This is a genomic window from Streptomyces sp. NPDC002328, from assembly GCF_042890065.1.
Lineage (GTDB): Bacteria > Actinomycetota > Actinomycetes > Streptomycetales > Streptomycetaceae > Streptomyces.
Genome location: NZ_JBIARQ010000024.1, coordinates 17,338 through 43,234, shown reverse-complemented (window position 1 = coordinate 43,234; position 25,897 = coordinate 17,338). Strand labels below are relative to the sequence as shown.

Below are 25,897 nucleotides of genomic sequence, written 5' to 3'. Positions count from 1 at the left end.
GCGCTCCCGCAGAGCGCTCGCCCCCCGACCGCCGTCCGCCCGTCCGACCGCCCGCCCGCCCGCTCGCTCGACCGTCCGACCGCCCGTCCGCCCGCCCGCCCGCGCACGCCCTGACGGCGACCGGCGGACACGCCATGCACGCGGACATGCCATGCACGCGGACACGCCCTGCACGCGGATACCCCCTGCCCGCAGACCCGGCCTACATCCGGGCGTACGGCCGAGGCGACAGCGTCTCGAACGGGAGCCGGACCGCGGTGGCCGTCCCGGTGTCCGCGTTGGACGTGCGCAGGGCGGTCAGTTCCTCCGCCGTCAGCGCCCGCCGCACCAGGCGGAACTCGTCCAGGGAGCCCTTGAGCCGGTCGAAGCCGTCCGGCCTGGCCCCCAGGTGGAGACCGAGCACGGCGAAGCCGTCCTCGTACGTCACCGAACCGGCCGGAGCCACGGCCTCGCCGGACGGCCCGCCGTCCACCGACACACTGAGCTTCCCGCCGGAGCGCTGGAGCACCACATGGTGCCAGGCGCCGTCACCGAAGGCATGGGCCGCGCTGCCGTCGCCGACGTACACGGTGGTCGTCGCCGTGTCCGTCTGAAGCACCGCGGCGAGCCGGTCCTGGCCCGGCTGCGCCCGCAGCCACACCTGCCGTTCCGCGCCGCCGACCCCGTACGCCCAGAAGACGACCTGGTTGGCGCTCGTCTGCCCGGCCGTGTAGCGCAGCCAGGTCGCGACGGTGAAGTCACGGGAGCCGAGCGCCTCGTCCGCGCCGTACGGCAGCTCGACGGAGTCGTCCGTGCCGTCCAGGGGAAGGCCCGCGCCGAACCTGCCGCCCCCGGCCGAAGCCGCGGGCCGGGCTCCGCCCCGTACGAAGGCGTGGTTGCAGCGCGCCGACGAGTCCGGGGTCGCCGGGCCCGCCGCCGGTCTGACCACCTGGTGCGCCTCGGTGTGGCCGTTCTCCATGGACCACGACAGCGCGGGCCGGTCGGCCGGGTAGCCGCCCACGGAGCCGACGGCGGACTGCGCGATCCGGGTCAGCTCGGCCGTCGTGAACGCGCGCCGGTAGAGCCGCGCCTCGTCCAGGGAGCCGGTGAACACGTCGAGGTCGCCCGGCTTGGAGCCGACCCGCAGCCCCTCCGGCGTCGCCGCCGAGGTCAGCGCACCGGACAGCCCGGTCGCCTCGGCGGCCGCGGTCCCGTCGACGCTCAGCCGCAGCGTGCCGCCGCTGCGGGTGATCGCCAGCAGATGCCAGGCGCCGTCCCCGAAGGCGGCCGACGGGCCGGTGTCCCCGAGCGCCGCCTGCACCGGACCCGCGGGCGTCTCGGCCCAGGCGAGCAGCCGCCGCTGGGACGGCTGCGCCCGTACCCACAGCGAGGGCTCGCCGGGGACCGAGCCGTAGGCCCACAGCAGCGCGGCGCTCGCGTCGGTCTCGGTCAGGCTGTGCCGGAACCACAGGGTGTAGGTGAAGTCGCCGGCGCCGACGTCGAGGGCCGGCAGATACGGCGTCTCGACCCCGGGACGGGACGCCGAGACGGAGATCGCGCCCTTGCCGACCCGGCCGGCCACCTCACCGGGCACCCCGCCCAGCAGCGTGCCGTCGGCGCAGTGGCCCGAGACGTCGTCCTCGATCGCGACCGAGGTCAGCGCGGGCACCTCGGCCGTGTCGATCACCTGGAACGGCAGCCGCAGAGCGAGCGAATCGTCGGCGGAAGCGGGCGCGAGCCCCGTCCGCAACTCGGCGAGCTGGGCGTCCGTCAGCGCGCCGCGGTACACGCGGAACTCGTCCAGGCCGCCGGTGAAGGGCTCGCCGGCCGAGGCGTCGGGCCTGGCCCCGAGCCGGATCCCGTCGACGCCGGCGGCGCGGTCGGCGCTGACCGACCCCGCCACCCCGGTGGCCTGCGCCGAGGACGTGCCGTCCACCGAGAGCGTGATTTGTCCGCCGCTGCGCACCAGCGTCAGATGGTGCCAGGCGTCGTCGCCGAACGCGGTCGAGGCGCCGGCGTCGGCCAGCGCGGTGGACGCGCCGCCGCCGACGCCCTGCACCCAGGCGTAGAGCCGGTCCTGACCGGGCTGCGCGCGCACCCACACCTGGGGTTTCGCCGCGCCGTACCCATAGGCCCACATCAGTGCCCGCTGCTGGGTCTCGCCGGGCTGGGCCCGGTACTTGAAGAACAGCGAGTAGGTGAAGTCGCCGTCGCCCGGGTCGATCCCCGGCGCGTACGGCACGTCGGCGTACTCGCCGGCGGCGTCGAGGGCCAGGGCGTTGCCCAGGCGTCCGCCGGTGTCGAGCGCCGAACCTCCAGCCAGATAGGCGTCGTTGGCGTCGGGCGTGCCGTCCGGGGTGGTGCGGCCCGCGGCCGGGGAGGCCTGCGGGTGCACCCTGCCGGTGAAGACGCCCGGCACGCCGGCCGCCGCCGGGGTGAACCGGTTGAAGTAGACGTTGGCGGCGGAGAAGCCGTCGCCGCCCTCGTAGACCAGGCCGATCTCGCCGTCGGTCAGCTCGACCAGGTCCGAGTAGCCGGCCCGCTTGGCGTTGATCTGCGCGGCGTCCTGCCAGGTGGCGCCCCGGTCCGTGGAGTAGCGGATCCGCATGTGCTGGCGGTCCTTCGGGTGCGAGGGCGCCGAGAGGACCAGCGTGTCACCGGGTGTGGCCCGGTACGTCTGCTCCAGCGCGAGGACCGACGCCTGCACCTCGGGCGTGGTGAGCGAGGGCACGACCTGCTGCGCGGGCACGGTCGTCCCGGAGTCGGCGCTGACGGCGTGCGTCCGGTGGCCGGACGAAGTGCCGTTGTTGTTGCGGGCGTTGATGTACACCTGCCCGTTGTCGAGTTCGGCGACGGTCGGCTCGCCCGGCAGCACGCCGGGTGCGAAGGAGTCGGCCGTGGCGCTCGCGAACCACTCCTCGCCGTCGTCGCTGTAGAGCACCCCGACGAGCTGGGGATCCTGGCCGGCCCGCGGGGGCGACTCGTACGCCCCGACCACCAGCCGGCCCGCCTTGGGGCCGCGCTTGAGCTGGACGCCGTGCGCGGGGCCGGTGCCGAACCAGCCGTCCTGCGGGTGCGACAGCCGCGGCAGCGGCTTCGGCGCGCCGAAGGTCAGCCCGTCGTCGGTGCTGCGCTGGACCCGCGGCAGCCGTTTGCCGCCCGGCTCGGCCGGTTCCGACGTGGAGAGCAGATGGACGTCGCCGGTGCGCAGGTCGGCCACGGGGGAGGGGTTGCCGCGGGTGTAGGGCGTCTCCGGATCGGTGTCGCCGCCGGCGAGCACCACGCGGACGGGGCCCCAGGTGCGGCCGCCGTTGGTGGAGCGGCGGACGACGATGTCGATGGCGCCCCGGTCGGCGCAGGAGGGCGAGCGGCGCGCCTCGGCGAAGGCGAGCAGCGTGCCCGTCTTCGTCCGGACGATCGTGGGGATGCGGAAGCAGCCGTAGCCGGCGGTTCCGGAGCGGTAGAGGATCTGTTCGGTGCCGATGAGCCCGTCGGCGGACGGCTGTGTGCCGCTCGCGACGGCGGGCGGGGCGACGGCTCCGAGGAGGACCAGGGTCAGGGTGACGAGGGCGGCGCCGAGGCCGCGTAAGCGTAGCCGGGACAGTGCGGTCAGACCTTTCTGCTGCGGTGCGGCCCCGAGGTGAGGCCCGCGGTGACGACCTGGCCTCTTCCGCAGTGTGATCACTTGACCGGCGGGGCGGGCAGCTTGACGCCCTGGAAGTCCGGCGTGTCGGCCTCGGCGCGCAGCGCGCCGAGCGAGGAGGTCTGCTGGACCTGGTAGATGCGGGTCTGGTTGTCGGCGGTACGGAAGGTGTAGGCCCAGGTCGGTCCGGTGGCGTTGGTGTAGGTGAAGGCGGTCGGCTCGGTGGCCGAGGCCTCGAAGCCCACCTGCTGCCAGGCGCGCCATGCGCCGCTGCCCTGGGTGGTCTCGCCGGTGTTGTGGACGGTGCCGTCGGCGCCGCGGACGACGATCTCGGTGAGGCCGGTCAGCGGGGAGATGACGGCGCTGGGGGAGCCCTGTGCGGTGACCCCGGCGACGGTCTCCCAGGTTCCGTAGGCGCCGCCCTCGGCGGACTGGCCGGCGGTGACCACGGCGCCGTTCGCGTCCGTGGCGAAGACGCGCATGCGGTAGCCGGGGTAGACGACGACCGACGGCGTGCCCGCGATGGCCTGGGATCCCATGGAGGTCCACGCGGAGAGCGTGCCCGCCTCCTTGAAGAGGGCGGTGGCGAGGGTGCCGTCGGCCTTCCGGCCGAAGAGCTGGATGCCGTCGCGCACGGTGGCCGCGGTGAGGGGGCCGGTGAGGCCGGTGCCGGAGAGCGGCATCCAGCCCATGAAGTCGACGTTGGCGCGCTGCTGGATGCGGTACCAGGGCTTGCCGTTCGCGTCGAGGGCGAACTGGGCCATCAGCCCGCCGGGGGTCCTGCCGGTGACGGCGTGGTGCCGCATGGCGCCCGCCAGGTCGATCCAGTTGCCCCAGTCGGCGGAGCCCTTGGCGCTCTGATTGCGCTGCCAGACGCTGCCGGAGGTGTTGTGGGCGGTGACGACGACACGGCCGTCGGTGTGCTCGGAGAACGAAGGCCGGCCGGTGAACGCCTCCTGGCCCGAGATCACCGTCCACTGGGCGCCGTTGATGTCGGCCGGGTCGGTGCGGCCGTGGACCAGCCGGCCGATGTTGTCGGTGTAGGCGAGCTCCAGCTTGCCGTCCGAGGCCTGCATGACGGAGTTCGGGGTGTGCGACTCCAGCGGCACCGGGGTGGCCGCGGGCGTGTGGTTGACGTTGAGCCGGCAGATGTCGGGCGCGGCCGAGACGGAGACGAAGCCGGCCCAGCCGGACGCCTCCACCTGCTTGTTGTAGACGGGCCAGTCGCGGATGTCCTCGTCGAAGCGGTAGTACGCGACCGCGCCGCTGCCTTTGACGCGCAGCAGCGTGTCACCGCCGTACGACGGCATGAACTTGGTGTCGCTCCAGTCGGCGGAGGACTCCAGGACATGGCGTTCGATCCACCGCTGGCTGGTGTGGTCGTAGCGCGAGCGGTAGAGCTTGCCGTCGGTCGCGTCACGGCCGTAGACGACGCCGCGGTCGCCCGCGAAGACGGCGTCGTAGTTCCAGCCCTTGTCCACGATCTTGCCGCTGCCCTCGACGAACTCGTCGGCGGTCGCGTCGTAGCGGTACCAGCGCAGGTCGCTCGTCGCGCCGGAGAGCGTCCATATGTTGCCGCCGCGGTCGATGGTGATGTCGTCGATCCGGTCGGCGGCCCGGAACTGGGCGAAGCTGGAGCTGATCTTCCGGTGGTGGACGTCCCAGGTGGCGCTGGAGCTGACCCGGTGGCTGTAGTACAGCCCGTCCGCCTTGATGCCGTAGAAGGTCGCGCCGGGGCCGGCGAGCATATGGCCGTAGCCGGTCCAGGTGGTGTCGATGGTGCTGCCGGCGGGCAGGGCGTTGCCGACCGCGGGGTCCGGCATGTCGAGTCTGCTCAGTTTGCCGGCGGAGTCCAGGGTGTACGCGGCCCCACTGGCGCCGCAGGTCAGCGACACGGCGGCCGCGGCGGGCGCGGCGGGCAGCGCGCCGGTGAGGGGAAGCGCCGTCGCCAGCGCCGCGGCCAGGGCGGTGGCGGTGACGAGGGTGCGAGGTGAAGTCCGATTCATGGCGTGGACGTTAGGCGTCCGACGGTGAACGCTGCCCTTTCAACCAGGTGAACAAAGGTCTCTGATAGGGATCTTGAAGGTGAACGGCGACGCCAACCGTCAATGTTTGATGTCTAGTTGATTGAGCGTCAACTTAGCCGCCGTCGATGGGGCGTTCTCGGAGGTCAGACGCGATCAGCCGACGGGAGGCCGGAGTTCAGGGCCGCACGGGGGTGATCACGGCGGGGTAACGCTCAGATGAATGGACTCGTCAATGAGTCGACAGTGCGACCGGCGAACCGTCAGGCTCCCGTGTGATCACCCGTTCGACCGGTGGTCACTCGTTCGTCCTGTGGGGGGGCCGTGCCGGCGTACCGGACACTCGCGCGCACGTTACTGATGCCAAGACTCCTGCGGTCCCGCTGGGGCACGGCCATCGCGCTCGCCGTGACAGCGGTGATCGCCGTCGGCTCGCTCGGCATCGCGGGGGTGGGGATCCCGCTCTTCCCGGAGAAGCCGGCCGCCGCGAAGGGCCCCGGCCAGCGCTGGGGCAGCGCCGAGGGGCTCGGCCACATGGCGGGGGGCACGCGCAACGACGACGCGCCGCGAACCCTGCGCGCCAAGTACCCGCTGAAGAGCCAGTCCGCCGCCCGGCCCACGGTCCGCGAGAACGCGGTCGAGGTCACCACGCCGGCTCCCGCACAGGTCAAGGGCTTCGACCGCAGGACCAGCGAGGAGATCGTCCCGGAGCGGGACGCCCACAGCCGTACGTACGCCAACGAGGACGGCACCCGCACCAGCGAGATCTCCACCGACCCCGTCAACTACCAGGACGGCAAAGGGGCTTGGCACCCCATCGACAGCGCGCTCGTCGAGCGGGGAGGCGGCTGGGCGAACGCCGCCGACTCCGTGGCCCTGCGCTTCGCCGACCGGGCCGACGCCGAAGAGCTCGCCACCGTCACCCTGCCGTCCGGCGAGTCCTTCGGCTATGGACTGAGCGGCGCCGCCTCCGTGCCCGGCATCGCGGACGGCGCCCGCGTCAGCTACGGGCAGGTGCTCCCCGAGACCGACCTCTGGCTCGACTCACAGGCAGGCGGCGTCAAGGAGACGCTCGTCCTCAAGTCGGCCACCGCCCCGAACAGCTTCGTCTTCCCGCTCCACCTCGACGGCCTCACCGCCCGGATCGACGGCGGATCGATGCTGCTGACCGACGCCCAGGGCCGCACCCGCGCCGTCGTACCGGCCGGGTTCATGGAGGACGCCGCCCACGCCGTCTCGCAGGCCGTCACGTACGAGCTCGTCCAACAGCAGGGCGGCGGACAGGCGTTGAAGGTCACCGCCGACCGGGACTGGCTCGCCGACCCGGCCCGCGCCTACCCCGTCCGCGTGGACCCCTCCGTCGACACCACGTCCGCCTCCACCTCCATGACGGTCCGCAGCGGCGGCTCCGTCGTCGGCTCCAGCGAACTGCACGTCGGCAAGGGCCCGAACGGGGCCTCCGCCGCGTACCTCGGCTTCCCCGGACTCGACGAGGAGCTCAGGCACCACCAGATCTTCGGCGTGCAGCTCCAGGTCGTGAACTTCGACTCGGCCTCCTGCAAGCCGCGTTCGGTCTCCGTCCACCCCGTGACCCAGTCCTGGACCGCCGGCACCGGCACCGCCTACCCCGGCCCCTCGGTGGGCGGCGCGCTCGCCTCGAAGTCCTTCGCCTACGGCTACATCGGCCTCGGACAGTCGCAGTCCGCCTGCCCCGCCGCCGGTGAGCTCTTCGACCTCGGCAAGGGCGGCCGCGACCTGGTGCAGCGCTGGGTGAACGGCACGCAGGCCAACCACGGCCTGTCGCTGCGGGCCTCCGCCACCGACCCGCTCGGGTTCAAGAAGCTCACCGGCCACGCCACGGCCAACCCGCCCAAGCTGTACGTCACCCACTCCCCGTACAACGCGTCCTACGGCTTCCCCAAGCCCGTCCCCGACCCGCCGGTGCTTCAGAACCAGGCCGGCAAGGTGAAGATCTCCGTCACCAACAAGGGCGCCGAGACCTGGACGCCGTCCGCCTACTACCTGGCCTACCGGGCGTACGACAAGAAGGGCAAGCTGGTCACTCAGCAGCGCGCGGGCAGCCTCACCGGCAATGTGGCCCACGGCGCCAAGACGACCGTCGACGCCACGATCAAGGCGCTCCCGCCCGGCGTCTACCTGCTCGACTTCACCATGGTGCGCCAGGGCGGCAAGGTCTTCACCGACGAGCACGTGCCGCCGGGCCGGCTGACCATCCAGGTCTTCGACATCGCTCCGGTGGTCAAAGAGCAGTCCCCGCCGAACGGCTACCAGGCCCAGACCCTGACCCCGCAGCTGTGGGCGGCGGGCACCGACATCGACGCGCCGCCCGGCTCCGCGCTCCAGTACAAGTTCGAGCTCTGCGAGTCGGACAAGGACGGCAAGCCGACCGGCTGCACCACCTCCGCCTATCAGACGAGTTCGGCCTACCCCGTCCCCTCCGGACGGCTGAAGTGGGGCAAGACCTATCTGTGGCGCGGCTTCGTCAAGGACGCGAGCAACGAGGTGCCCACCGCCCAGGTGGCGTTGGTCGCCGCCGTGCCGCAGCCCGAGATCACCTCGCGGCTCTCCGAGGCGCAGGGCAGGGAGTTCGACCCGAACGTCGGCAACTTCACCTCCAGCGCGGTCGACGCCTCCGTCGCCGGCGTCGGCCCCGAGCTCACCCTGATCCGCACCTACAACAGCCTCGACCCACGGCGTGACCTCGCCTTCGGCGCGGGCTGGACGACCCGCTACGACATGCGGCTCACGCCCGACGACGACGGCACGGGCAATGTCGTCATCCGCTACCCCGACGGCCAGGACGTCCGCTTCGGCAGGAACGCCGACGGCACCTTCGCCCCGCCGCCCGGCCGCTTCGCCAAGCTGACCTTCGACTCGGCGACCAGCGCCTACAAGCTCCAGGACAAGTCCGGCACGACGTACGACTTCAGCTCCTCCGGACTGCTGGCCAAGATCACCGACCCGTACTCCAACGCGGTCTCCTACACCTACAGCGCCGGGAAGATCGCGACCGCGACGAACAACCGGACGACCCGCTCGCTGACCTTCACCTGGACCGGCGCGCATGTCACCAGGGTGCAGACGACCGCCGTCGACGGCGCCCCGCTGACCTGGACGTACACCTACACCGGCGATCTGCTGGACAAGGTCTGCGACCCGCTGAACGGCTGCACCCAGTACGCCTACGGCACCGGCAGCCACTACCGCACCACCGTGCTCGACTCCCGCCCCGAGTCCTACTGGCGCCTCGGCGAGGACGAGGGCACCGCCGCCGGCAGCGCCAACGAGGCCAACCTCGGCAAGGACCGCGGCACTTACCAGAACGTCACGCTCAACGCCCCGGGCGCGATCGCCGGCGACCCCGGCACCGCCGTCACCTTCAACGGCTCCACCTCACGGATCGACCTGCCCGCCGGCACGGTGAAGAAGAGCCGGGACGCCGCCGTGGAGGTCTGGTTCAAGACGATCGCCGCCGGGGCCGGCGGACCCCTGGTCGGCTACCAGGACAAGGCCTGGGGCACCGCCCCCGGCACCGGCGTCCCCATGCTGTACGTCGGCGCCGACGGAAAGCTGCGCGGCCAGTTCTGGACCGGCGCGGTCGAGCCGATCACCGACATTTCCAAGAACGTCAACGACGGCCAGTGGCACCACGCGGTGCTGTCCCTGTCCGGCTCCACCCAGAGCCTCTACCTGGACGGCAGGCTCTCCGGCAGCATCGCCGGGAAGCAGCCCCTCCAGACGAACCTCACCCACAACCAGATCGGCGCCGCCCACGCCACCACCCCCGCCGCCTGGCCCGGCTGGGGCTCCACCGCCGCCAGATCCTTCGCGGGCACCGTCGACGACGTCGCCGTCTACCACCACCCGCTGGGCTCCGCGGCCGTCACGGCCCACTACCGCGAGGCCGGCCGGGCCGCCGACGTCCTGACGAAGACGACGCTGCCGAGCGGCCGGACCGCCTCCGAAGTTCAGTACGACGCCTCGCGCGACCGGGTCGAGGAGTACACCGACCGCAACGGCGGCACCTGGAAGATCGGGACCCCCGCCGTCTTCGGCAACGACAAGGATCTGCGCCGCACCGTCGAGGTCCACGACCCGATGGACGCCCCGTACTTCTACGAGTACGACGGACTGTCCTCGCGGCTGCTGCGCTACGGCGAGCCGATGGCCCTCGGCGCCCGCGAGTCCGGCACCGCGGCCCCGTCCCCGTCGCCCACCGGACCCGGCCAGATCTGCACCCAACCCGACCCGGGCGACCCGGCGTTCTGCACCAACCCGCCCGGAGACGGCGGCAGCGAGCCCGACTTCGTCCGGCACCCCGCCGACGGCGTCGCCATCCGCCTCTTCCAGTACGACGACAACGGCTACCAGACCGGGATCACCAGCGAGAACGGCGACAAGGTCACCCTCGGCTACGACGACCGCGGCAACGTCACCAGCCGCACCACCTGCCGCGCCGCGGGCGACTGCCAGACCTCGTACACCGCCTACCCGGCGACGACGGGCGACTTCGACCTGCGGGGCGACCAGCCGTCGGAGACCCGCGACGGCCGCTCGTCCGGCCCGACCGACAACCGCTTCCGCACCCAGTACACGTACAACACCAGCGGCGCCCTGCTCACGCAGACCGCCGCCGACGGCGGCACGGCCCGCAACACCTACACGACCGGCGCCGAACCGGCCGTCGGCGGCGGCAACACGCCCACCGGGCTGCCGCTGACCACCGCCGACCCGCGCGGCAAGACCACCCGCTACCAGTACTACAAGAACGGCGACCTGGCCTGGGTGACCGAGCCGTCCGGCCGGATCACCAAGTACACGTACGACGCGCTGGGCCGCAAGCTCACGGAGACCGTCGTCACGGACGCCCACCCGTCCGGCACCACGTCCACGTTCACCTACGACAAGCTCTCCAGGGTCGCCACCCTCACCGACCCGGCGGCGTTCAACGCCGTCACCTCCGGCCGGCACCAGCAGAAGACCAGCACGGCCTACGACGCCGACGGCAACGTGGTGCGCACCGAGATCAGCGACCTGCTGGGCGGCGACGCCACCCGCACGATGGCGTTCGAACTCGACGACCACGGCCGCCCCGAGCGGGTCACCGACGCCGAGGGCAGCGAGACGACGTACACCTACGACGTCTTCGGCAACAAGACCTCGATGGTGGACGCGGGCGGCAACCACTTCGACTACGTCTACACCGCGCGCAACATGATGGCCGAGACCCGGCTGCGCGACTGGGACGACGACGGGGGCGACGAAAGCCACACCGTCCTCCAGTCGTACGCCTACGACATGGGCGGCCGGCTCGTCCGGCACACCGACTCGATGGGCCGCTCGCTCGTCTACCAGTACTACGGCGACGACCTGGTCAAGTCGATCACGCTCAAGGACTTCCACAACCCCGACGGCACCAAGCGCGACATCGTCGTGGAGTCCACCACCTACGACGGCGCGGGCAACGTGCTGACCGAGACGAGCGCCAACGGCACGCTCGTCACCGCGTACACCTACGACGCCGTCGGCCGGGTGAAGTCCGAGGTCTCCGACCCCGCCGGGCTGGCCAGGCGCACCACCTACACCTACGACCTCGCCGGCAACGTGGAGACCACCGCCTCCAGCGGTTCCCCCTCCAACGTGCCCTGGCCGGTCGGCGTCACCGGCGACTCCGTCCGCTACCAGTACGACGACTCGGGCAACGTCACCCACGAGACGGTCGAGAACGGCGCCGACTCGCGCACCACGCTCTACACCTACGACGACCGCGGACTCACCACGTCCAAGACCGACCCGGCGGGCGGCAAGACCGAGTACGGGTACGACGAGCTGGGCCGGGCGGTCTCCGTCACCGCGCCCGCCGTCCGGACCGAGTCCGGCGGCGGCGAGCCCGTCACGACCCGGCCCGCCACCTTCACCGGCTACGACACCTTCGGCGCGGTCACCGAGTCCGTCGACGCGCTCGGCCGCATGAACCGCACCGCCTACGACCGGCTCGGCCGCGCCGTCACCGCGACCGCGCCCGCCTACACCGCGCCCGGTTCGTCGCAGACGGTCGCCCCGACGGTCACCCACACGTACGACGCGCTCGGCAACGTCACCGAGACGGAAGACCCGCTCGGCCGCGTGACGAAGTTCGAGTACGACCGCCAGAACCGGCTCACCGCCAAGGACGTGCCCGTCGGCGCCGGCGACGAGCGCGGGCGGTGGACGTACACGTACACCCGCACCGGACAGGTCCTGTCGGTCACCGACCCGAACGGCGCCCGCGCCGAGACGACGTACGACGACCTCGACCGCCCGGTCACCACCACCCAGATCGAACGCAGGCCGCAGCCCGGCGCCTTCACCGCCCGCACCGAGTACGACGACGCGGGCAACGTGGTGAAGCAGACCTCCCCGAGCGGCGCGGCCGGCCAGTACACCTACGACGGGCTCGGTCAGCTGACCAGACTCCAGGAGCCGAGCGGCGTCGTCACCCAGCTCGGCTACGACGCCTCGGGCCGCGAGGTGCGCCGCACCGACGGCATGGGCCGCACCTCGGCGAAGATCTACGACCAACTCGGCCAACTCGTCCAGGACCAGGACCTGGACCCCGTCAACAGCCAGCTCCGCAAGGTGAGTTACACCTACGACAAGGCGGGCAACCTCGTCACGTCGACCAACCCGCTGAACCGCACGACGACCTACGCGTACGACGCGATGAACCGGCTGACCAGCCAGACCGAGCCGGTCTCCGGCACCAAGTCCATCACCACGTCGTTCGGTTACGACGCGCTCGGCAACCGCACCCGCTACACCGACGGCCGCGGCAACACGACGATCTACACGGTCAACACGCTCGGCCTCGCCGAGTCGGTGATCGAGCCCGCGACGGCCCGTGACCCGGTGCCGCAGGCGCGCACCTGGACCACCGCGTACGACGCCGTCGGCCGGCCGGTGAAGCTCACCGCGCCCGGCGACGTGGTCCGCGAGCGCGAGTACGACAAGGCCGGCCAGCTGGTCCGCGAGACCGGCTCGGGCGCCGAAGCGGCCACCCCCGAGAAGCGGTTCGCGTACGACCCGGCGGGCCGCGTGGTCAAGGCCTCGTCCCCCAAGGGCGACAACGCCTACGAGTACAACGACCGGGGCGGACTGCTGAAGGCGACCGGACCGTCCGGCGACGCCACCTACGAGTACAACGGCGACGGCCTGCTCACCAGCCGCACCGACGCGGCCGGCACCGCCGTCTTCACCTACGCCAAGCAGCAGTTGACCTCGGCGACCGACCCGCTGACCGGTGTGAGGCAGAGTTACACCTACGACGGCGCGGGCGTGGTCAAGAAGGTCGACTACGCCTCCGGCCAGTCCCGCTCCTTCACCTACGACGACCTCGGCCGGCTCGACACCGACGCGCTGAAGAACAGCGCCGGCCAGACGATGGCGTCGACCGACTACGGCTACGACACCGACGACCACCTGACGTCGAAGACCACGGCAGGCACGGCCAAACCCGGAACCAGCACCTACGGCTACGACCACGCCGGCCGCCTCACGTCCTGGACCGCCGACGGCGCCACCACGGAGTACGGCTGGGACGACAGCGGCAACCGCGTGAAGAACGGCGCCAAGACCGCCGCGTTCGACGAGCGCAACCGGCTGCTGTCCGACGGCGACTACACCTACGACCACACGCCGCGCGGCACACTGGCGACCCGTACCAGCTCGGGCCTCACGGAGCAGTTCAGCTTCGACGCCTTCGACCGGATGGTGAAGGCGGGCGAGTCGGGCACGGAGTACAGCTACGACGCGATGGACCGTGTCGCCGCCCGCAACGGCGTCGACTTCGACTACGCAGGCTTCACCCCGGACCCCGTCAAGGACCAGACGTCGACGTACGGTCGGGGCGCCGCCGACGAGCTCATGGCGGTCGCCGAGAACGGCGGCGCGGCCCGGCTCACGTTGGAGGACAAGCACGGCGACATCGTCGGCAGCATGTCGGCGACGAACGGCGCGGCGACGGCCCTCGACCGGTCCACGGCCTTCGACCCCTTCGGCCAGGTCCGCGGCACCGCGAGCACCGGGGACACGGACGGCAACGTCGGCTACCAGGGCGACTGGACCGACCCGGACACCGACCAGGTCAACATGCACGCCCGCTGGTACGACCCGGGCACCGGCGCCTTCGACTCCCGCGACTCCTACCAGTCCACCTCGGGAGCGTCGATCCTCGCCAACCGGTACACGTACGGCGCCGGCGCTCCGCTGGACTACACGGACCCGGACGGCCACTTCCCGTGCTTCGGCTGGGGCTGGTGCGAGAAGAAGAAGAAGTCCGTCGTCAAGCGGATCAAGAACTCCTCGGTCTACAAGACGGCGCGGTCCGTCTGGCACGGCGTGCAGTGGGCCGTGCGCAACCCGGGGGCCGCGCTCAGCAAGGCGCTGAGCTATGCCGGAAAGGCGGCCGGCTATCTGTACCGCGCCTCGGGCCTGAAGAGGGTCGTCGACGCCACCGTCAGCGCCGCCCGGTGGATCGGCCAGAAGACCGGCGTCACCCAGTGGGCCCGCGAGAAGGTGAGACAGGCCGCCCGCGCGGCCTACCAGGCCAAGGTCTACATCACGAAGAAGGCCAGGGACGCGGTCTCCTACGCGGCCAAACACAACCCGATCCCGCAGATGGTCGCCGCGGCCAAGCCCCTGATCGCGGTCGGCAAGGCCATCGTCACGGGCGACCCCAACCTCCCGGCGATCGTCGTCGGCGCGGCCGTCCAGGTCGTCGCCGACGTCGCCAAGGTCGTGGACACCATCCGCGACGAGGTCGTCAAGCAGGTCGGCAGCGTCGTCGAGACCGTCTCGGAGGCGGTCGACTGGGGCGAGGTCTGGGAAGGCGTCAAGACGGTCGGCAACGTCGTCGGCGAGGTCACCGGCTTCAACGACATCAAGAACTGCGTCACCAAGGGCGACATGGAGGCCTGCGCCTGGGCCGCGGCCACCGTCGGCGCCGTCGTCCTCGGCGGCGCGGGCGCGGCGGCGGTGCGCGCGGCGAGGGCCGGGCGGATGGTGTCGAAGGCGGCGAAGTACGCGGACGACATCGCCAAGGGCGCGGAGAGAGTCGGCGACACGATCGACAACGTCGAGTCGGCGGTCGGGTGCGCGCAGCTCGCGTCGGATCTCGTCGGCAACAGCTTCGTGCCGGGCACGGAAGTGCTGATGGCCGACGGCAGCCGCAAACCGATCGAGGACGTCGAGGTCGGGGACGAGGTCCTGGCGACCGACCCGACCACCGGCAGGACGTCCCGGCAGAAGGTCACCGACACGATCGAGGGCAAGGGCGAGAAGGACCTCGTCAGACTCACGGTCGACACGGACGGCGACAAGGGCGAGGCCACCGACACCATCACCGCGACCGCGGGCCACCCCTTCTGGGTGCCGGACCTGAGGAAGTGGCTGAAAGCCGGCGAACTGAAACCCGGCCAGTGGCTCCGCACCGGCTCCGGCACCTGGGTCCAGATCGACGCGGTCAGCGCGTGGACGCAGCGGGCGGCGGTCTACAACCTCACGGTCGATACGGCGCATACGTACTATGTGGCGGCGGGGAATGCGCCGGTTCTCGTCCACAACTGCGATGTGGCGCTGGGAATGCGTGATGAAGGCGAGCACAGGAAGTTCTCGAAGGACAGGGGATTCAAGCACTTCCTGGACGAATCGGCCGAAACGTGGCGTGGCCCGGTGGAGAATGCCGTCAGGGACGGGAACGTGACCCTGCACGTGAACATGAAGGGGTTCTCCGCCGATGGCTTCGAGGGTGCGGTCGACAGGGCCCTCGGACGTACCGGAATCGCTCCGAAGGCGACGGAAGAGGAAATGCTGATGATCGCCAGAGCGGTCGTGAGTGGAGAGCGCGACTGGAGGAAGATCAAGTGGTACGACGACGCCGGAAAGAGTGTGAAGATCGATGAACCGGACTGGGGCAGCAGGTTCGCGTTCGACCCCAAGAAGGATCTTGGCGTTCGTCTCCGTCCGCACATTACCGACGCGACACCCTCGTGCGGGTGCGGGTGACACCGTATCGGGAGAGGAATCGCGTGAGCGGGGCAGCGGAAGCTTCTGACGTGCTGAACGGTGACCTGTACCCGGATCTCATCCGGCTGGGCGGCCTCGCCTCGGCGATGTCTCACACGGCACGGACGGACTCCGTCGACCTGGGAGAGATCCGCACGGAGCCCGGCAGGCGGGGCCACGGACGCTTCACCGCCGCCGCGCTGCCGGCGGACAGGGGCACGGTCTCGGTATGTCTTGGCGCGGACGAACGATGGTTCTCCATCACCATCGCCGACGATGCCCATGTGTGGACGACCGGTGGTACCGACGATCTCCACCAGCTCGTCGGTGTGACAGACGCCTGGCGTCGGGGCGCCACGCTCAGGGAGCTGCACGACCGCTTCCCGTTCATGAGCTGTACGGCGATGGCGCAGGCGTACGAGGACGGGACCCCGGTCGTCGCCCAATGGGAGCGCCTGCTCGCGCACGAGGAGTATGTGGCGGAACGCCCGCTGCTGCGGGCGGCTCACGCGGAGCCCCGACTCCGAACGCTTTTCCCTGTCCTCAGCCACGGCTCCCTGATCCTCAGCAGGGACCCTTACGACAGGACATCGGAGGAATTCCGGATCATCCCCCGGACCGACGGCGGCTATCGAGTCGGCTCCACGAACCCGAACGGTTCCGAGCACGAGGTGACCTCGCTGGAAGAGGCGCTGGTGGCCGTGCTCATTCTTCTGGGGCCGGCGCCCTCGTAATCTTCCCCGCTCCTCTCATGCCCGATGTGAAGTGACCTGGATCTCGATGCGGCCCCGGGGCACCGTTCCATACTCTGGCGGCACTCGGCGTCCGAGCGGCGGACATCAGACGGAGAGTGAGCCGCTGTAGGCTGAGAGAACAGCCCTTGACCTGCAAAAAAGCGGGCAGGGAGCGGATTTCGGGAGTGCTGAATGCTGCGTACCATGTTCAAGTCCAAGATCCACCGAGCCACCGTCACCCAGGCCGACCTGCACTACGTGGGATCCGTGACCATCGACGCCGACTTGCTCGACGCCGCCGATCTGCTGCCCGGTGAGCTGGTGCACATCGTCGACGTCACCAATGGGGCGCGGCTGGAGACGTACGTCATCGAGGGGGAGCGTGGCTCGGGTGTCGTCGGGATCAACGGGGCCGCCGCTCATCTTGTGCACCCCGGCGATCTGGTGATCATCATCAGTTACGCTCAGGTGACCGACGCCGAGGCGCGTGCCCTGCGGCCGCGGGTCGTGCACGTGGACCGTGACAACCGGATCGTGGCCCTCGGGGCCGACCCCTCGGAGCCGGTACCGGGCTCCGACCAGGAGCGTAGCCCGCAGGCGGTCTCCGCCTGACCCTCGCACCCGTCACACCAGGAGCGTGCCCATGAGCGACATCCGGATCCGCGACGACCGGACGGCCGGCCGTCTCGAAGCCCTCGGCGCCGGCGACGAAGTCGTGGGCCGCATCGAGTACTTCGTACTGGAGTCGCCCGGGCGCGCCCTGGTCCCGGTGCACACGATCGTCGAGCCCGCCCACGAGGGGCAGGGAATCGCCGGCTCCCTGGCGCGCGAGCTGTACGCCGTCGCCGCCCGCGAGGGCGTCGTCGTCGCGCCCCTGTGCCCGTACGTCGTGAAGTGGGCCGAACGCCACCCCGAGGACGCCCCGGCGGCCGACCCGGCGCTGCTCGACGCCGCCAAGGACTGGCTGCGCGCCCACCCCGGCCGCTTCTGAGCCCGCCGCCACCGCCGGGTGACTGTCCGCGTCGGCGCCGGGTACGCGGGGGAAGGAGTCCAGAGCCGACGTTTCCCATGGCCGGAGGACACGATGACGAACCCGCACCCCGACCCCGTCCCGCCCGGGCCCACCCCGGGCCCGGGGCCGTACCCCACGCCGGTGCCCCCGCCCGAGCCGCCTCCCGGCCCGGACCCGACGCCGAGCCCCGAGCCGACCCCGGTTCCTCCGACCCCGGTTCCTCCGACGCCGGATCCGTCGCCGATCCCGCCGGGCCCGGAGCCCGTCCCCACGCCGGAGCCGGGCCCGCCGTTGACGTGACGTGACGGACGACGTGACGTGACGGACGACGTGACGTGACGGACGACGGGGCGTCCTGGGCGCGAAGACTCCGCCCAGGACGCCCCGTCTGTCATCTGGCCGTACCCCCGGAGGGCTACGCCTCGACCTCCGACCGGTCGCCGCCCCACAGCGTGTGGAACGCGCCCTCCCGGTCCACCCGGCGGTACGTGTGCGCGCCGAAGAAGTCCCGCTGTCCCTGCGTCAGCGCCGCGGGCAACCGCTCCGCGCGCAGCGCGTCGTAGTACGCCAGCGCCGCCGCGAAGCCCGGCGTGGGCACGCCCTGCCGGGTCGCGGCGACGAGCACCTCACGCCAGTCGCCCTGCGCGTCGGCGATCTCCGAGGCGAACGTCCCGTCGGACAGCAGGCTCGGCAGGTCCGCCCGCGCGTCGTACGCCGCGCGGATCCGGTCGAGGAAGGCCGCCCGGATGATGCACCCGCCGCGCCAGATCGCGGAGACCGCGCCGAGGTCGATGTCCCAGCCGTACTCCTCGCTGCCCGCGGCGATCTCGTGGAAGCCCTGCGTGTACGACACGATCTTCGAGGCGTACAGCGCCTGTTCCACCTGGTCGGCGAAGGCCGCCGCCTCCGCCTCGTCCAGCGTCGACGGCTTCGGACCGGCCAGCCCGCGCGAGGCGTCCCGCAGCGCCGCGTGACCCGACAGCGACCGCGCGAAGACGGCCTCCGCGATGCCGGACACCGGGACGCCCAGGTCCAGCGCGATCTGCACGGTCCAGCGGCCGGTGCCCTTCTGCTCGGCCTGGTCCACCACCACGTCCACGAACGGCTTCCCGGTCGCCGCGTCCACGTGCGACAGCACCTCGGCGGTGATCTCGATCAGGTAGGAGTCCAGCCGCCCGGTGTTCCAGGTCCGGAAGACCTCCGCGATCTGCGCGGGGGAGTACCCGGCCACGTCCCGTAGCAGCTGGTACGCCTCGCCGATCAGCTGCATGTCGGCGTACTCGATGCCGTTGTGGACCATCTTCACGAAGTGCCCGGCGCCGTCGGGGCCGACGTGCGTCACGCAGGGCGACCCGTCCGCCGCCTTCGCGGAGATCTTCTCCAGCATCGGACCGAGCGACGCGTACGACTCCTTCGAGCCGCCCGGCATGATGCTAGGCCCGTGCAGCGCGCCCTCCTCGCCGCCGGAGATGCCCGCGCCGACGAAGTGGATGCCCCGCTCGCGCAGTTCGCGCTCCCGGCGCCGGGTGTCCGCGAAGTGCGCGTTCCCGCCGTCGATGATCATGTCGCCGGGTTCGAGGAGCGGCGCGAACTCCTCGATCACCGCGTCCGTGGGCTCACCGGCCTTCACCATGACCACCAGACGGCGCGGCCTCTCCAGCGCCGCCACGAACTCCTCGGCGGTCTCGGCCGCCACGAACTCGCCCTCGTGACCGAACTCCTTCACCAGCGCGTGCGTCCGCGCCGACGTCCGGTTGTGCACGGCGACCGCGTAACCGTTGCGCGCGAAGTTGCGGGCGAGGTTGCGGCCCATGACCGCGAGTCCCGTGACGCCGATCTGGGCTGACGTACTCATACCGTTTGGCTCCTCAAGAATCAGGTGCTGGCAGGTTCCCGCCGACCATCCTGACGCCCCGGCCCGCCCACCGCACGTCTCCGACGCGCGACGACGGGCCGGAACGCGGGCCGGAACGCGGGCCGCGGCGCGGGCCGGAGACATGCGGTGGCCGGGCCGGAAACACGTCCGGGAAAGCGCGGCCATCGCCCCCTCCGCCCCAGGCGTCGCACAACAAGGGCGCATCCCGGTCGAGTTGAGACAGCGCGGCCGATAGTCGTCTTGTCATGGCCTGTTGGCGGCCTTTACTTTTGCCGCTCCTGACGCAATGTCGAGGGGGACCTCCATGGCCGTACGCGGTCGGCACCGCCGGTATCAGCCGAACAGGATCAACCGGGCCTCGCTCACCGTCACGGCGGGCGGCGCCGGAATGGCCCTCCCGCTCATGGGCACGGGCGTCGCCGAGGCGGCCGACGTGGACACCTGGGACAAGGTGGCCGCGTGCGAGTCGACCAACGACTGGGACATCAACACCGGCAACGGCTACTACGGCGGACTCCAGTTCACCCAGTCCACCTGGGAGGCGTTCGGCGGCACCCGGTACGCCCCGCGGGCCGACCTCGCCACCAAGGACCAGCAGATCGCGATCGCGGAGAAGGTGCTGGAGGGCCAGGGGCCCGGCGCCTGGCCGGTCTGCTCGGTGCGGGCGGGCCTGGAGCGGGGCGGCGACACCCCCGACATCCGGCCCGGCGGCACCCCGGCCGCGGCCAAGAAGTCCGCCAAGAGCACGCTGAAGGACGTCCAGCCGCAGTCCACGCCCCAGTCGCGGGCCGGCACCGCCGAGATGTACACGGTGGTGCGCGGCGACACCCTCTCCGGCATCGCCGACGAGCGGGACGTACGCGGCGGCTGGCAGCGGCTGTACACCTCGAACCGGTCCACCATCGGCACGGACCCCGACCTGATCATGCCGGGGCAACGGCTGAGACTCGACGGACAGGCCCCCGCGCAGACCAAGCCTCCCGCGCGCGTCAAGCCTCCGACCCAGAGCAAGCCGCCCGCCCGGAGCAAGCCCCCGGCCCAGAGCAAGCCCGCCGCGCAGAGCAAGGCCCCCGCCAAGGCCAAGCCCCCCGCCGCGCCCCCGAAGAAGAAGGCCCCGGACCCGGCCCCGGAGCGCAGGACGTCCACCGGGCACTCCTTCGTCGCCCCGGTCAGCGCCGACCTCGGGACGCGGTACCACGCGAGCGGCTCCTCCTGGTCGAAGGGCTACCACACCGGCGTCGACTTCCCGGTGCCCACCGGCACTACGGTGAAGGCCGTCGCCTCGGGCACGGTGGTCACCGCCGGCTGGGGCGGCTCCTTCGGTTACCAGGTCGTCGTCCGGCACGCCGACGGCCGCTACTCGCAGTACGCGCACCTCTCCGCGATCTCCGTACGGGACGGGCAGTCGGTCGGCGCCGGCCAGCGCATCGGCCGCTCGGGCAACACCGGCAACAGCACGGGCCCGCATCTGCACTTCGAGGTGCGGACGGGGCCCGGTTTCGGGTCGGACATCGACCCCGTGGCCTATCTGCGGGCCGGCGGCGTCAGGATTTGATCCGTACGCGGTGCCGGTCCAGGACGGGCACGGCACCGCCGCCGTACGCGCTGACGTAGGTGCCGCCGTAGAACGGCCCGTACAGGGGCGGGGGTTGGGGGCCGTCGGCAGCGACGGCCACCGGATCCTCGGCGGACCGCCGCGCCGGCACGAGCACGTCCGACGGCTCCTCCGGGACGGCCTGCGCCGGTACGCGCGCGCCCTCCCGGACACGATCCCTGACGCCGTCCCGGACGCCATCCCTGACGCCGTCCCGGATGTCCTCCAGCGCCTGTTCGAGCCGCCCGGCGAGGGAGGCACCCGCGAGGATCTTCTCCGCGAGCGACTTGTCCGCCGACGACCAGTCCGCGCCGGACGCCCGCGCGACCGACGCCCGCAGGGCCGACTCGCGCGCAACCGGCACCGCGCCCACCGACACCGGCACCGCCCCCGCCGGCTCGACGACCGGCCGCGCGGACCCCGGCACAACCTCGTCGGCGGACCCGGAGACGGCCCCCGAGACCGACCCGGAGACGAACCCGGAGTCCGCCCCCGAGGCAGCCCCGGACACGACTCCCGAGACAGACCCCGACACGACCCCGGACGCGTCCCCCGAGACCCGCACCGCCCCCGGCTCCAGCAAGGCCGCCCCCGGCTCCAGCGAGGCCGCCGTCGTCCCGTGGTGCTCCGCCGCGAGCCGCTCCGTCGTCAGCAGGATCAGGCCGCCCGCCGCCACCACTCCGCAGCCCAGGGCGAGCACGGTCCCCGTCGTGCCGTAGCGGAAGGTCTCGCCGAACATCGTGATGCCGACCGCGGCGGCCACCACCGGGTTCACCACGGTCAGCGTGGCCAGCGGAGCCGCGAGGCCCGCGCCCCGGTAGGCGGCCTGCGACAGCAGCATGCCGGCCGTGGCCAGCACGCCTATCACGGCCAGGGAGGGCACGTCGGCCGCCGAGACGCCGTCGGACCAGTCGACCGCGACCGTCTTGGTGAACACCGACGACATGCCGAAGGCGACGCCGGACCCGGTCGCCAGCAGCATGCTGCGCACCGCGGGGTGCCGGTGCGCGGCGCGCCCGGCGACCATCAGGGCCACCACCGCGCCGGCGGTGACGACGGCCGCGGCCACCCGCTGCGGGGTGTTCAGCGACTGCGCGTCGGCCGTGCCGACCAGGGACAGCAGACCGGCGAGACCGACCGTCGCCATGATCGCGCCGCGCCACGCCGTGGCCCCGGCCCTGCGCCCCACGAACAGCGCCGCCATCGGCAGCGCGACCACGATCGTCAGCGCGCCCAGCGGCTGCACCAGGCTCAGCGGACCGTAGGCGAGTGCCACCACGTGCAGCAGCCCGCCGAGACCGTTCAGCGCCACCGCCGCCCACCAGCCCGGCCGGCGCAGCGGCGCGTACTGCTCGGTGGGCGAGGACTCCGCGACGCGCTCCTGCACGATCGCCCCGGCCGCGTAGGCGACCGCGGAGACGAGGGACAGGACCACGGACAACGCGAGGGCGCTCATGAGCTGCTCCTCTGCGTGAGGCGGGGGCTCGGGGCCCGGCGCGGCGAAGGGTCGGCTCTCATGGACAACACGATGCCGTGCGGATCTGTTCCCGTCGTCGTCCCTGAGCACTCAATGGCTCATACTGCCGATGGAGTACTACGGGACCACAGTCCTCCCCAGGGTGGGTGAGGCCTACGGGATCCCCCTCATCCCGACCCCCTACACCCCTTGGTACTACTGCACATCGTGGACCTCGACCCCGGCCTCGCCGCCCTGCGCCCGCTCGGCCCGTTCTTCGCCCTGCGCACGGGCCCCGGCCCCGTCCCCGGCCCCGTTCCCGTTCCCGCCGGAGCCGCGCCCCCGCCGACCCTCGCACGGGCCTACCGCACACCGCCCCCCGAAGCCGGCGACTCCCACACCGACCCCCTCGCCTTCCGCGTCCGCAAGGTCGCCCGCGCCCTGCGCGCCCCCGAGACGCGGATCGCCGCCTCCGTCGCCCAACAGGGGCTGGCCGCCCGCCTCTGGTCCGTCGCGCTCGGCTGCGCCGCCCTGTACGGCGCGCTGCCCGACCTCGACCCGCGGCTGCTGCGCTGGGACCCGGACGGCAGCGCCCCCGACGACCTGTGGCTCACCGAGGTCCGCCCCCGGCCCGGCGACGCCGGAGCCCTCGCCGCGGCCGTCCTGGACGGTCACCTCGAACCCCTGTCGGCGGCCCTGCGCGCCCGCACCCCCGTGGCCCCCGGCCTCCTGCGGGGCAACGCCGCCTCGGCACTGGCCGGCGCGGCCCGCCAACTGGACGCCTGGGCACGCGCCCACGGCCGCGGGGACGCCGCCGACCGCGGCCGGGCCCTCACCGCCGAACTCCTCGCCCACCCCCTGCTCGCCGGCGCCGGAACCCTCACCGGCACCGCCTTCCGCCGCCGCAGCTGCTGCCTCTACTACCGGGTGCCTGGGGGAAGCGTGTGTGGCGACTGTTGCTTCCCACGAGCCCCGCGCTCTTCCGTGCGCGGCCCGTCTGAGTGACCATGAAAGGAGACCGGCCGCTGAGAGATGGGGGTTCCGGGTGCGTGTGGGACTGCTGACCCGGGAGTATCCCCCGGACGTGTACGGCGGCGCGGGTGTCCACGTCGAGTTCCTCGCCCGCGAGTTGCGGGAGCTCGTCGACCTGGACGTGCACTGCTGGGGCGAGGGCTCGCTCAAGGAGAAGGCGGCCGGCGTGCGCCGCCACCGGCCCTGGTCCGCGCTCGACGGGGCCAACGACGCGCTGCGCACCTTCTCCGTGGACCTGGCCATGGCCGCCGCCCTCGAAGGCCGCGAACTGGTCCACTCGCACACCTGGTACGCCAACCTGGCCGGCCATCTCGCCAAGGAGCTGTACGGCGTCCCGCACGTCGTGACCGCGCACTCGCTGGAGCCGCTGCGCCCCTGGAAGGCCGAGCAGCTCGGTGGCGGCTACGCGCTGTCCGGCTGGGCGGAGCGGACCGCCGTGGAGGCCGCCGACGGGGTGATCGCCGTGTCCGGCGCGATGCGCGAGGACATCCTCGCCTGCTATCCGACGCTGGACCCCGAGCGGGTGCACGTCGTGCACAACGGCATCGACACCGCCCTGTACCGCCCCGACCACGGCCGGGACGCCCTCGACCGGATCGGCCTCGACCCGGACCGCCCGTTCGTGCTGTTCGTCGGCCGCATCACCCGCCAGAAGGGCGTCCCCCACCTGCTGCGCGCCGCCCGGGACATCGACCCGGCGGCGCAGGTCGTGCTGTGCGCGGGCGCGCCCGACACGCCCGAGATCGACCGGGAGTTCCGTGAGCTGTTCGAGGAGCTGAGCCGGGCCCGGGACGGCGTGCACTGGATCCCGCGGATGCTGCCCCGCCCCGAGGTGATCCAGCTGCTGACCCACGCGGCCGTCTTCGCGTGTCCGTCGGTGTACGAGCCGCTCGGGATCGTCAACCTGGAGGCGATGGCGTGCGGCACGCCCGTCGTGGCCTCCCGGGTCGGCGGCATCCCCGAGGTCGTCGAGGACGGCACGACCGGCGTGCTCGTCCCCCTCGGCGAAGGGGCCGAAGGGGACGCCGGCGCGGACGGGGGCGCCGCCTTCGAGGCGGGCCTCGCGCGGGCCCTGGACGCCGTCCTCGGCGACCCGGGGGCCGCCCGCCGCATGGGCGAGGCCGGACGGGTCCGCGCGGTGGAGGAGTTCGGCTGGGACGCCGTCGCCCGGCGCACCGTCCGGTTGTACGAGGAGATCCTCAAACAGGCTTAGCTCCCCCCGGCCGGGGGCAGCCATCGATCAAGCAGGGTGAGGGGAGCGGCCATGCGTCGTGGTGGGCCTTCGGTGCTCGGGATCGTGCTGGCGGGCGGAGAGGGCAAACGCCTCATGCCCCTCACCGCCGACCGCGCCAAACCAGCGGTCACGTTCGGCGGAACCTACCGGCTCGTCGACTTCGTGCTGTCCAACCTCGTCAACGCCGACATCCTGCGCATCTGCGTCCTCACGCAGTACAAGTCGCACTCGCTGGACCGGCACATCACCACCACCTGGCGGATGTCCAGCCTGCTCGGCAACTACATCACCCCCGTCCCGGCGCAGCAGCGGCTCGGCCCGCGCTGGTACCTCGGCAGCGCCGACGCCATCCTCCAGTCGCTGAACCTGGTCTACGACGAGCGGCCCGAGTACGTCGCCGTGTTCGGCGCGGACCACGTCTACCGCATGGACCCCCGCCAGATGCTCACCCAGCACATCGACAGCGGGGCCGGCGTGACCGTGGCCGGGATCCGCGTCCCGCGCGCGGAGTCCTCCGCGTTCGGGGTGATCACGCCCGGCTCGGACGGGCAGACGGTGGAGCGGTTCCTGGAGAAGCCCGCCGACCCGCCCGGCCTGGAGGACGACCCGGAGTGCGTGTTCGCCTCCATGGGCAACTACATCTTCACCACCAAGGCCCTCATCGAGGCCCTCCAGCGGGACGCCGAGGACGAGCGGTCCGTGCACGACATGGGCGGCTCGATCCTGCCCCAGCTCACCGACCGCGGCGAGGCCCGGCTCTACGACTTCAGCGCCAACCACGTGCCCGGGGAGACCACCCGCGACCAGGGCTACTGGCGTGACGTCGGCACGCTCGACGCGTACTACGACGCCCACATGGACCTGATCGCCGAGCGCCCCGCGTTCAACCTGTACAACCGCAGCTGGCCGATCTACACCCACTCGGGCCAGCTGTCCCCGGCCCGCTTCAACGCCGGCGGCATCGCCAGCGAGTCGATCATCAGCTCCGGGTGCCTGATCCGCGGGCAGGTCACCCGCTCGGTGCTGTCGCCGGGCGTCCTGGTCGACCCGGGAGCGGTCGTCCAGGGCTCGATCCTGCACGACAACGTCCACATCGGCCGGGGCGCGGTGGTGCGCGGGGCGGTGCTGGACAAGAACGTCGAGGTCCCGCCCGGCGCGACCATCGGGGTGAACCCGGAGCGGGACGCCGAGCTGTACACCGTGTCCAAGGGCGGCGTGATCGCCCTGGGCAAGGGCCGACAGGTGTCCTGA

At 72.1% G+C, this 25,897-nt stretch carries 12 protein-coding genes; 8 read left to right on the top strand and 4 right to left on the bottom strand.

Features of this window, described 5'->3' with window-relative positions; all coding sequences use genetic code 11:
• Positions 1 to 202: 202 nt before the first annotated feature.
• Together ACFYX4_RS36360 and ACFYX4_RS36355 are read right to left on the bottom strand one after the other, a co-directional pair.
• Positions 203 to 3,664, bottom strand: a complete 3,462-nt coding sequence (locus ACFYX4_RS36360) for a LamG-like jellyroll fold domain-containing protein (RefSeq protein ID WP_389343019.1) — start codon at positions 3,662 to 3,664, stop codon at positions 203 to 205.
• Positions 3,661 to 5,628, bottom strand: a complete 1,968-nt coding sequence (locus tag ACFYX4_RS36355) for a tachylectin-related carbohydrate-binding protein (RefSeq protein ID WP_389343016.1) — start codon at positions 5,626 to 5,628, stop codon at positions 3,661 to 3,663. Before ACFYX4_RS36355 ends, ACFYX4_RS36360 begins: the two co-directional genes overlap by 4 nt.
• A 378-nt stretch (positions 5,629 to 6,006) precedes the next feature.
• On the opposite strand from ACFYX4_RS36355, the gene ACFYX4_RS36350 reads away from it, so the two are divergent.
• The 4 genes from ACFYX4_RS36350 (at position 6,007) to ACFYX4_RS36335 (ending at position 17,433) form a co-directional block, all read left to right on the top strand.
• A complete protein-coding gene (locus ACFYX4_RS36350; protein ID WP_389343012.1) occupies positions 6,007 to 15,708 on the top strand; it encodes a polymorphic toxin-type HINT domain-containing protein in 9,702 nt (3,233 codons plus the stop codon).
• Positions 15,709 to 15,758: 50 nt separating this feature from the next.
• Complete coding sequence (locus ACFYX4_RS36345; protein ID WP_389343009.1) at positions 15,759 to 16,442, top strand: DUF6193 family natural product biosynthesis protein; 684 nt, start codon at positions 15,759 to 15,761, stop codon at positions 16,440 to 16,442.
• Positions 16,443 to 16,634: 192 nt separating this feature from the next.
• Entirely contained in the window at positions 16,635 to 17,054 is a 420-nt protein-coding gene (gene panD / locus ACFYX4_RS36340; protein WP_389343006.1) for an aspartate 1-decarboxylase, read from the top strand.
• Positions 17,055 to 17,085: 31 nt separating this feature from the next.
• The gene (locus tag ACFYX4_RS36335; RefSeq protein ID WP_389343003.1) at positions 17,086 to 17,433 is read left to right on the top strand and encodes a GNAT family N-acetyltransferase; all 348 of its coding nucleotides are present in this window, start codon (positions 17,086 to 17,088) and stop codon (positions 17,431 to 17,433) included.
• 436 nt (positions 17,434 to 17,869) lie between these two features.
• On the opposite strand, the gene gndA is transcribed toward ACFYX4_RS36335, so the two are convergent.
• Positions 17,870 to 19,309, bottom strand: a complete 1,440-nt coding sequence (gene gndA, locus ACFYX4_RS36330) for an NADP-dependent phosphogluconate dehydrogenase (protein WP_389343000.1) — start codon at positions 19,307 to 19,309, stop codon at positions 17,870 to 17,872.
• A 325-nt stretch (positions 19,310 to 19,634) separates the two neighbouring features.
• Here gndA and ACFYX4_RS36325 point away from each other — a divergent pair, with 325 nt between their 5' ends.
• On the top strand, positions 19,635 to 20,885 hold the full coding sequence (locus ACFYX4_RS36325) for a transglycosylase family protein (RefSeq protein ID WP_389342997.1): 1,251 nt from the start codon (positions 19,635 to 19,637) through the stop codon (positions 20,883 to 20,885).
• Here the strand turns inward: ACFYX4_RS36325 and ACFYX4_RS36320 are convergent.
• The gene (locus ACFYX4_RS36320; protein WP_389342994.1) at positions 20,875 to 22,380 is read right to left on the bottom strand and encodes a DMT family transporter; all 1,506 of its coding nucleotides are present in this window, start codon (positions 22,378 to 22,380) and stop codon (positions 20,875 to 20,877) included. The two genes, ACFYX4_RS36325 and ACFYX4_RS36320, sit on opposite strands and share 11 nt — an antisense overlap.
• 228 nt (positions 22,381 to 22,608) lie before the next feature.
• Between ACFYX4_RS36320 and ACFYX4_RS36315 the strand changes: the two genes are divergently transcribed.
• Genes ACFYX4_RS36315 through glgC form a run of 3 tightly spaced genes read left to right on the top strand, consistent with a single transcriptional unit; the run spans position 22,609 to position 25,897 of the window.
• The gene (locus tag ACFYX4_RS36315) at positions 22,609 to 23,385 is read left to right on the top strand and encodes a (2Fe-2S)-binding protein (protein ID WP_389343191.1); all 777 of its coding nucleotides are present in this window, start codon (positions 22,609 to 22,611) and stop codon (positions 23,383 to 23,385) included.
• 40 nt (positions 23,386 to 23,425) lie between these two features.
• Positions 23,426 to 24,625, top strand: a complete 1,200-nt coding sequence (gene glgA, locus ACFYX4_RS36310; RefSeq protein WP_389342991.1) for a glycogen synthase — start codon at positions 23,426 to 23,428, stop codon at positions 24,623 to 24,625.
• Positions 24,626 to 24,676: 51 nt separating this feature from the next.
• Complete coding sequence (gene glgC / locus ACFYX4_RS36305; protein ID WP_389342988.1) at positions 24,677 to 25,897, top strand: glucose-1-phosphate adenylyltransferase; 1,221 nt, start codon at positions 24,677 to 24,679, stop codon at positions 25,895 to 25,897.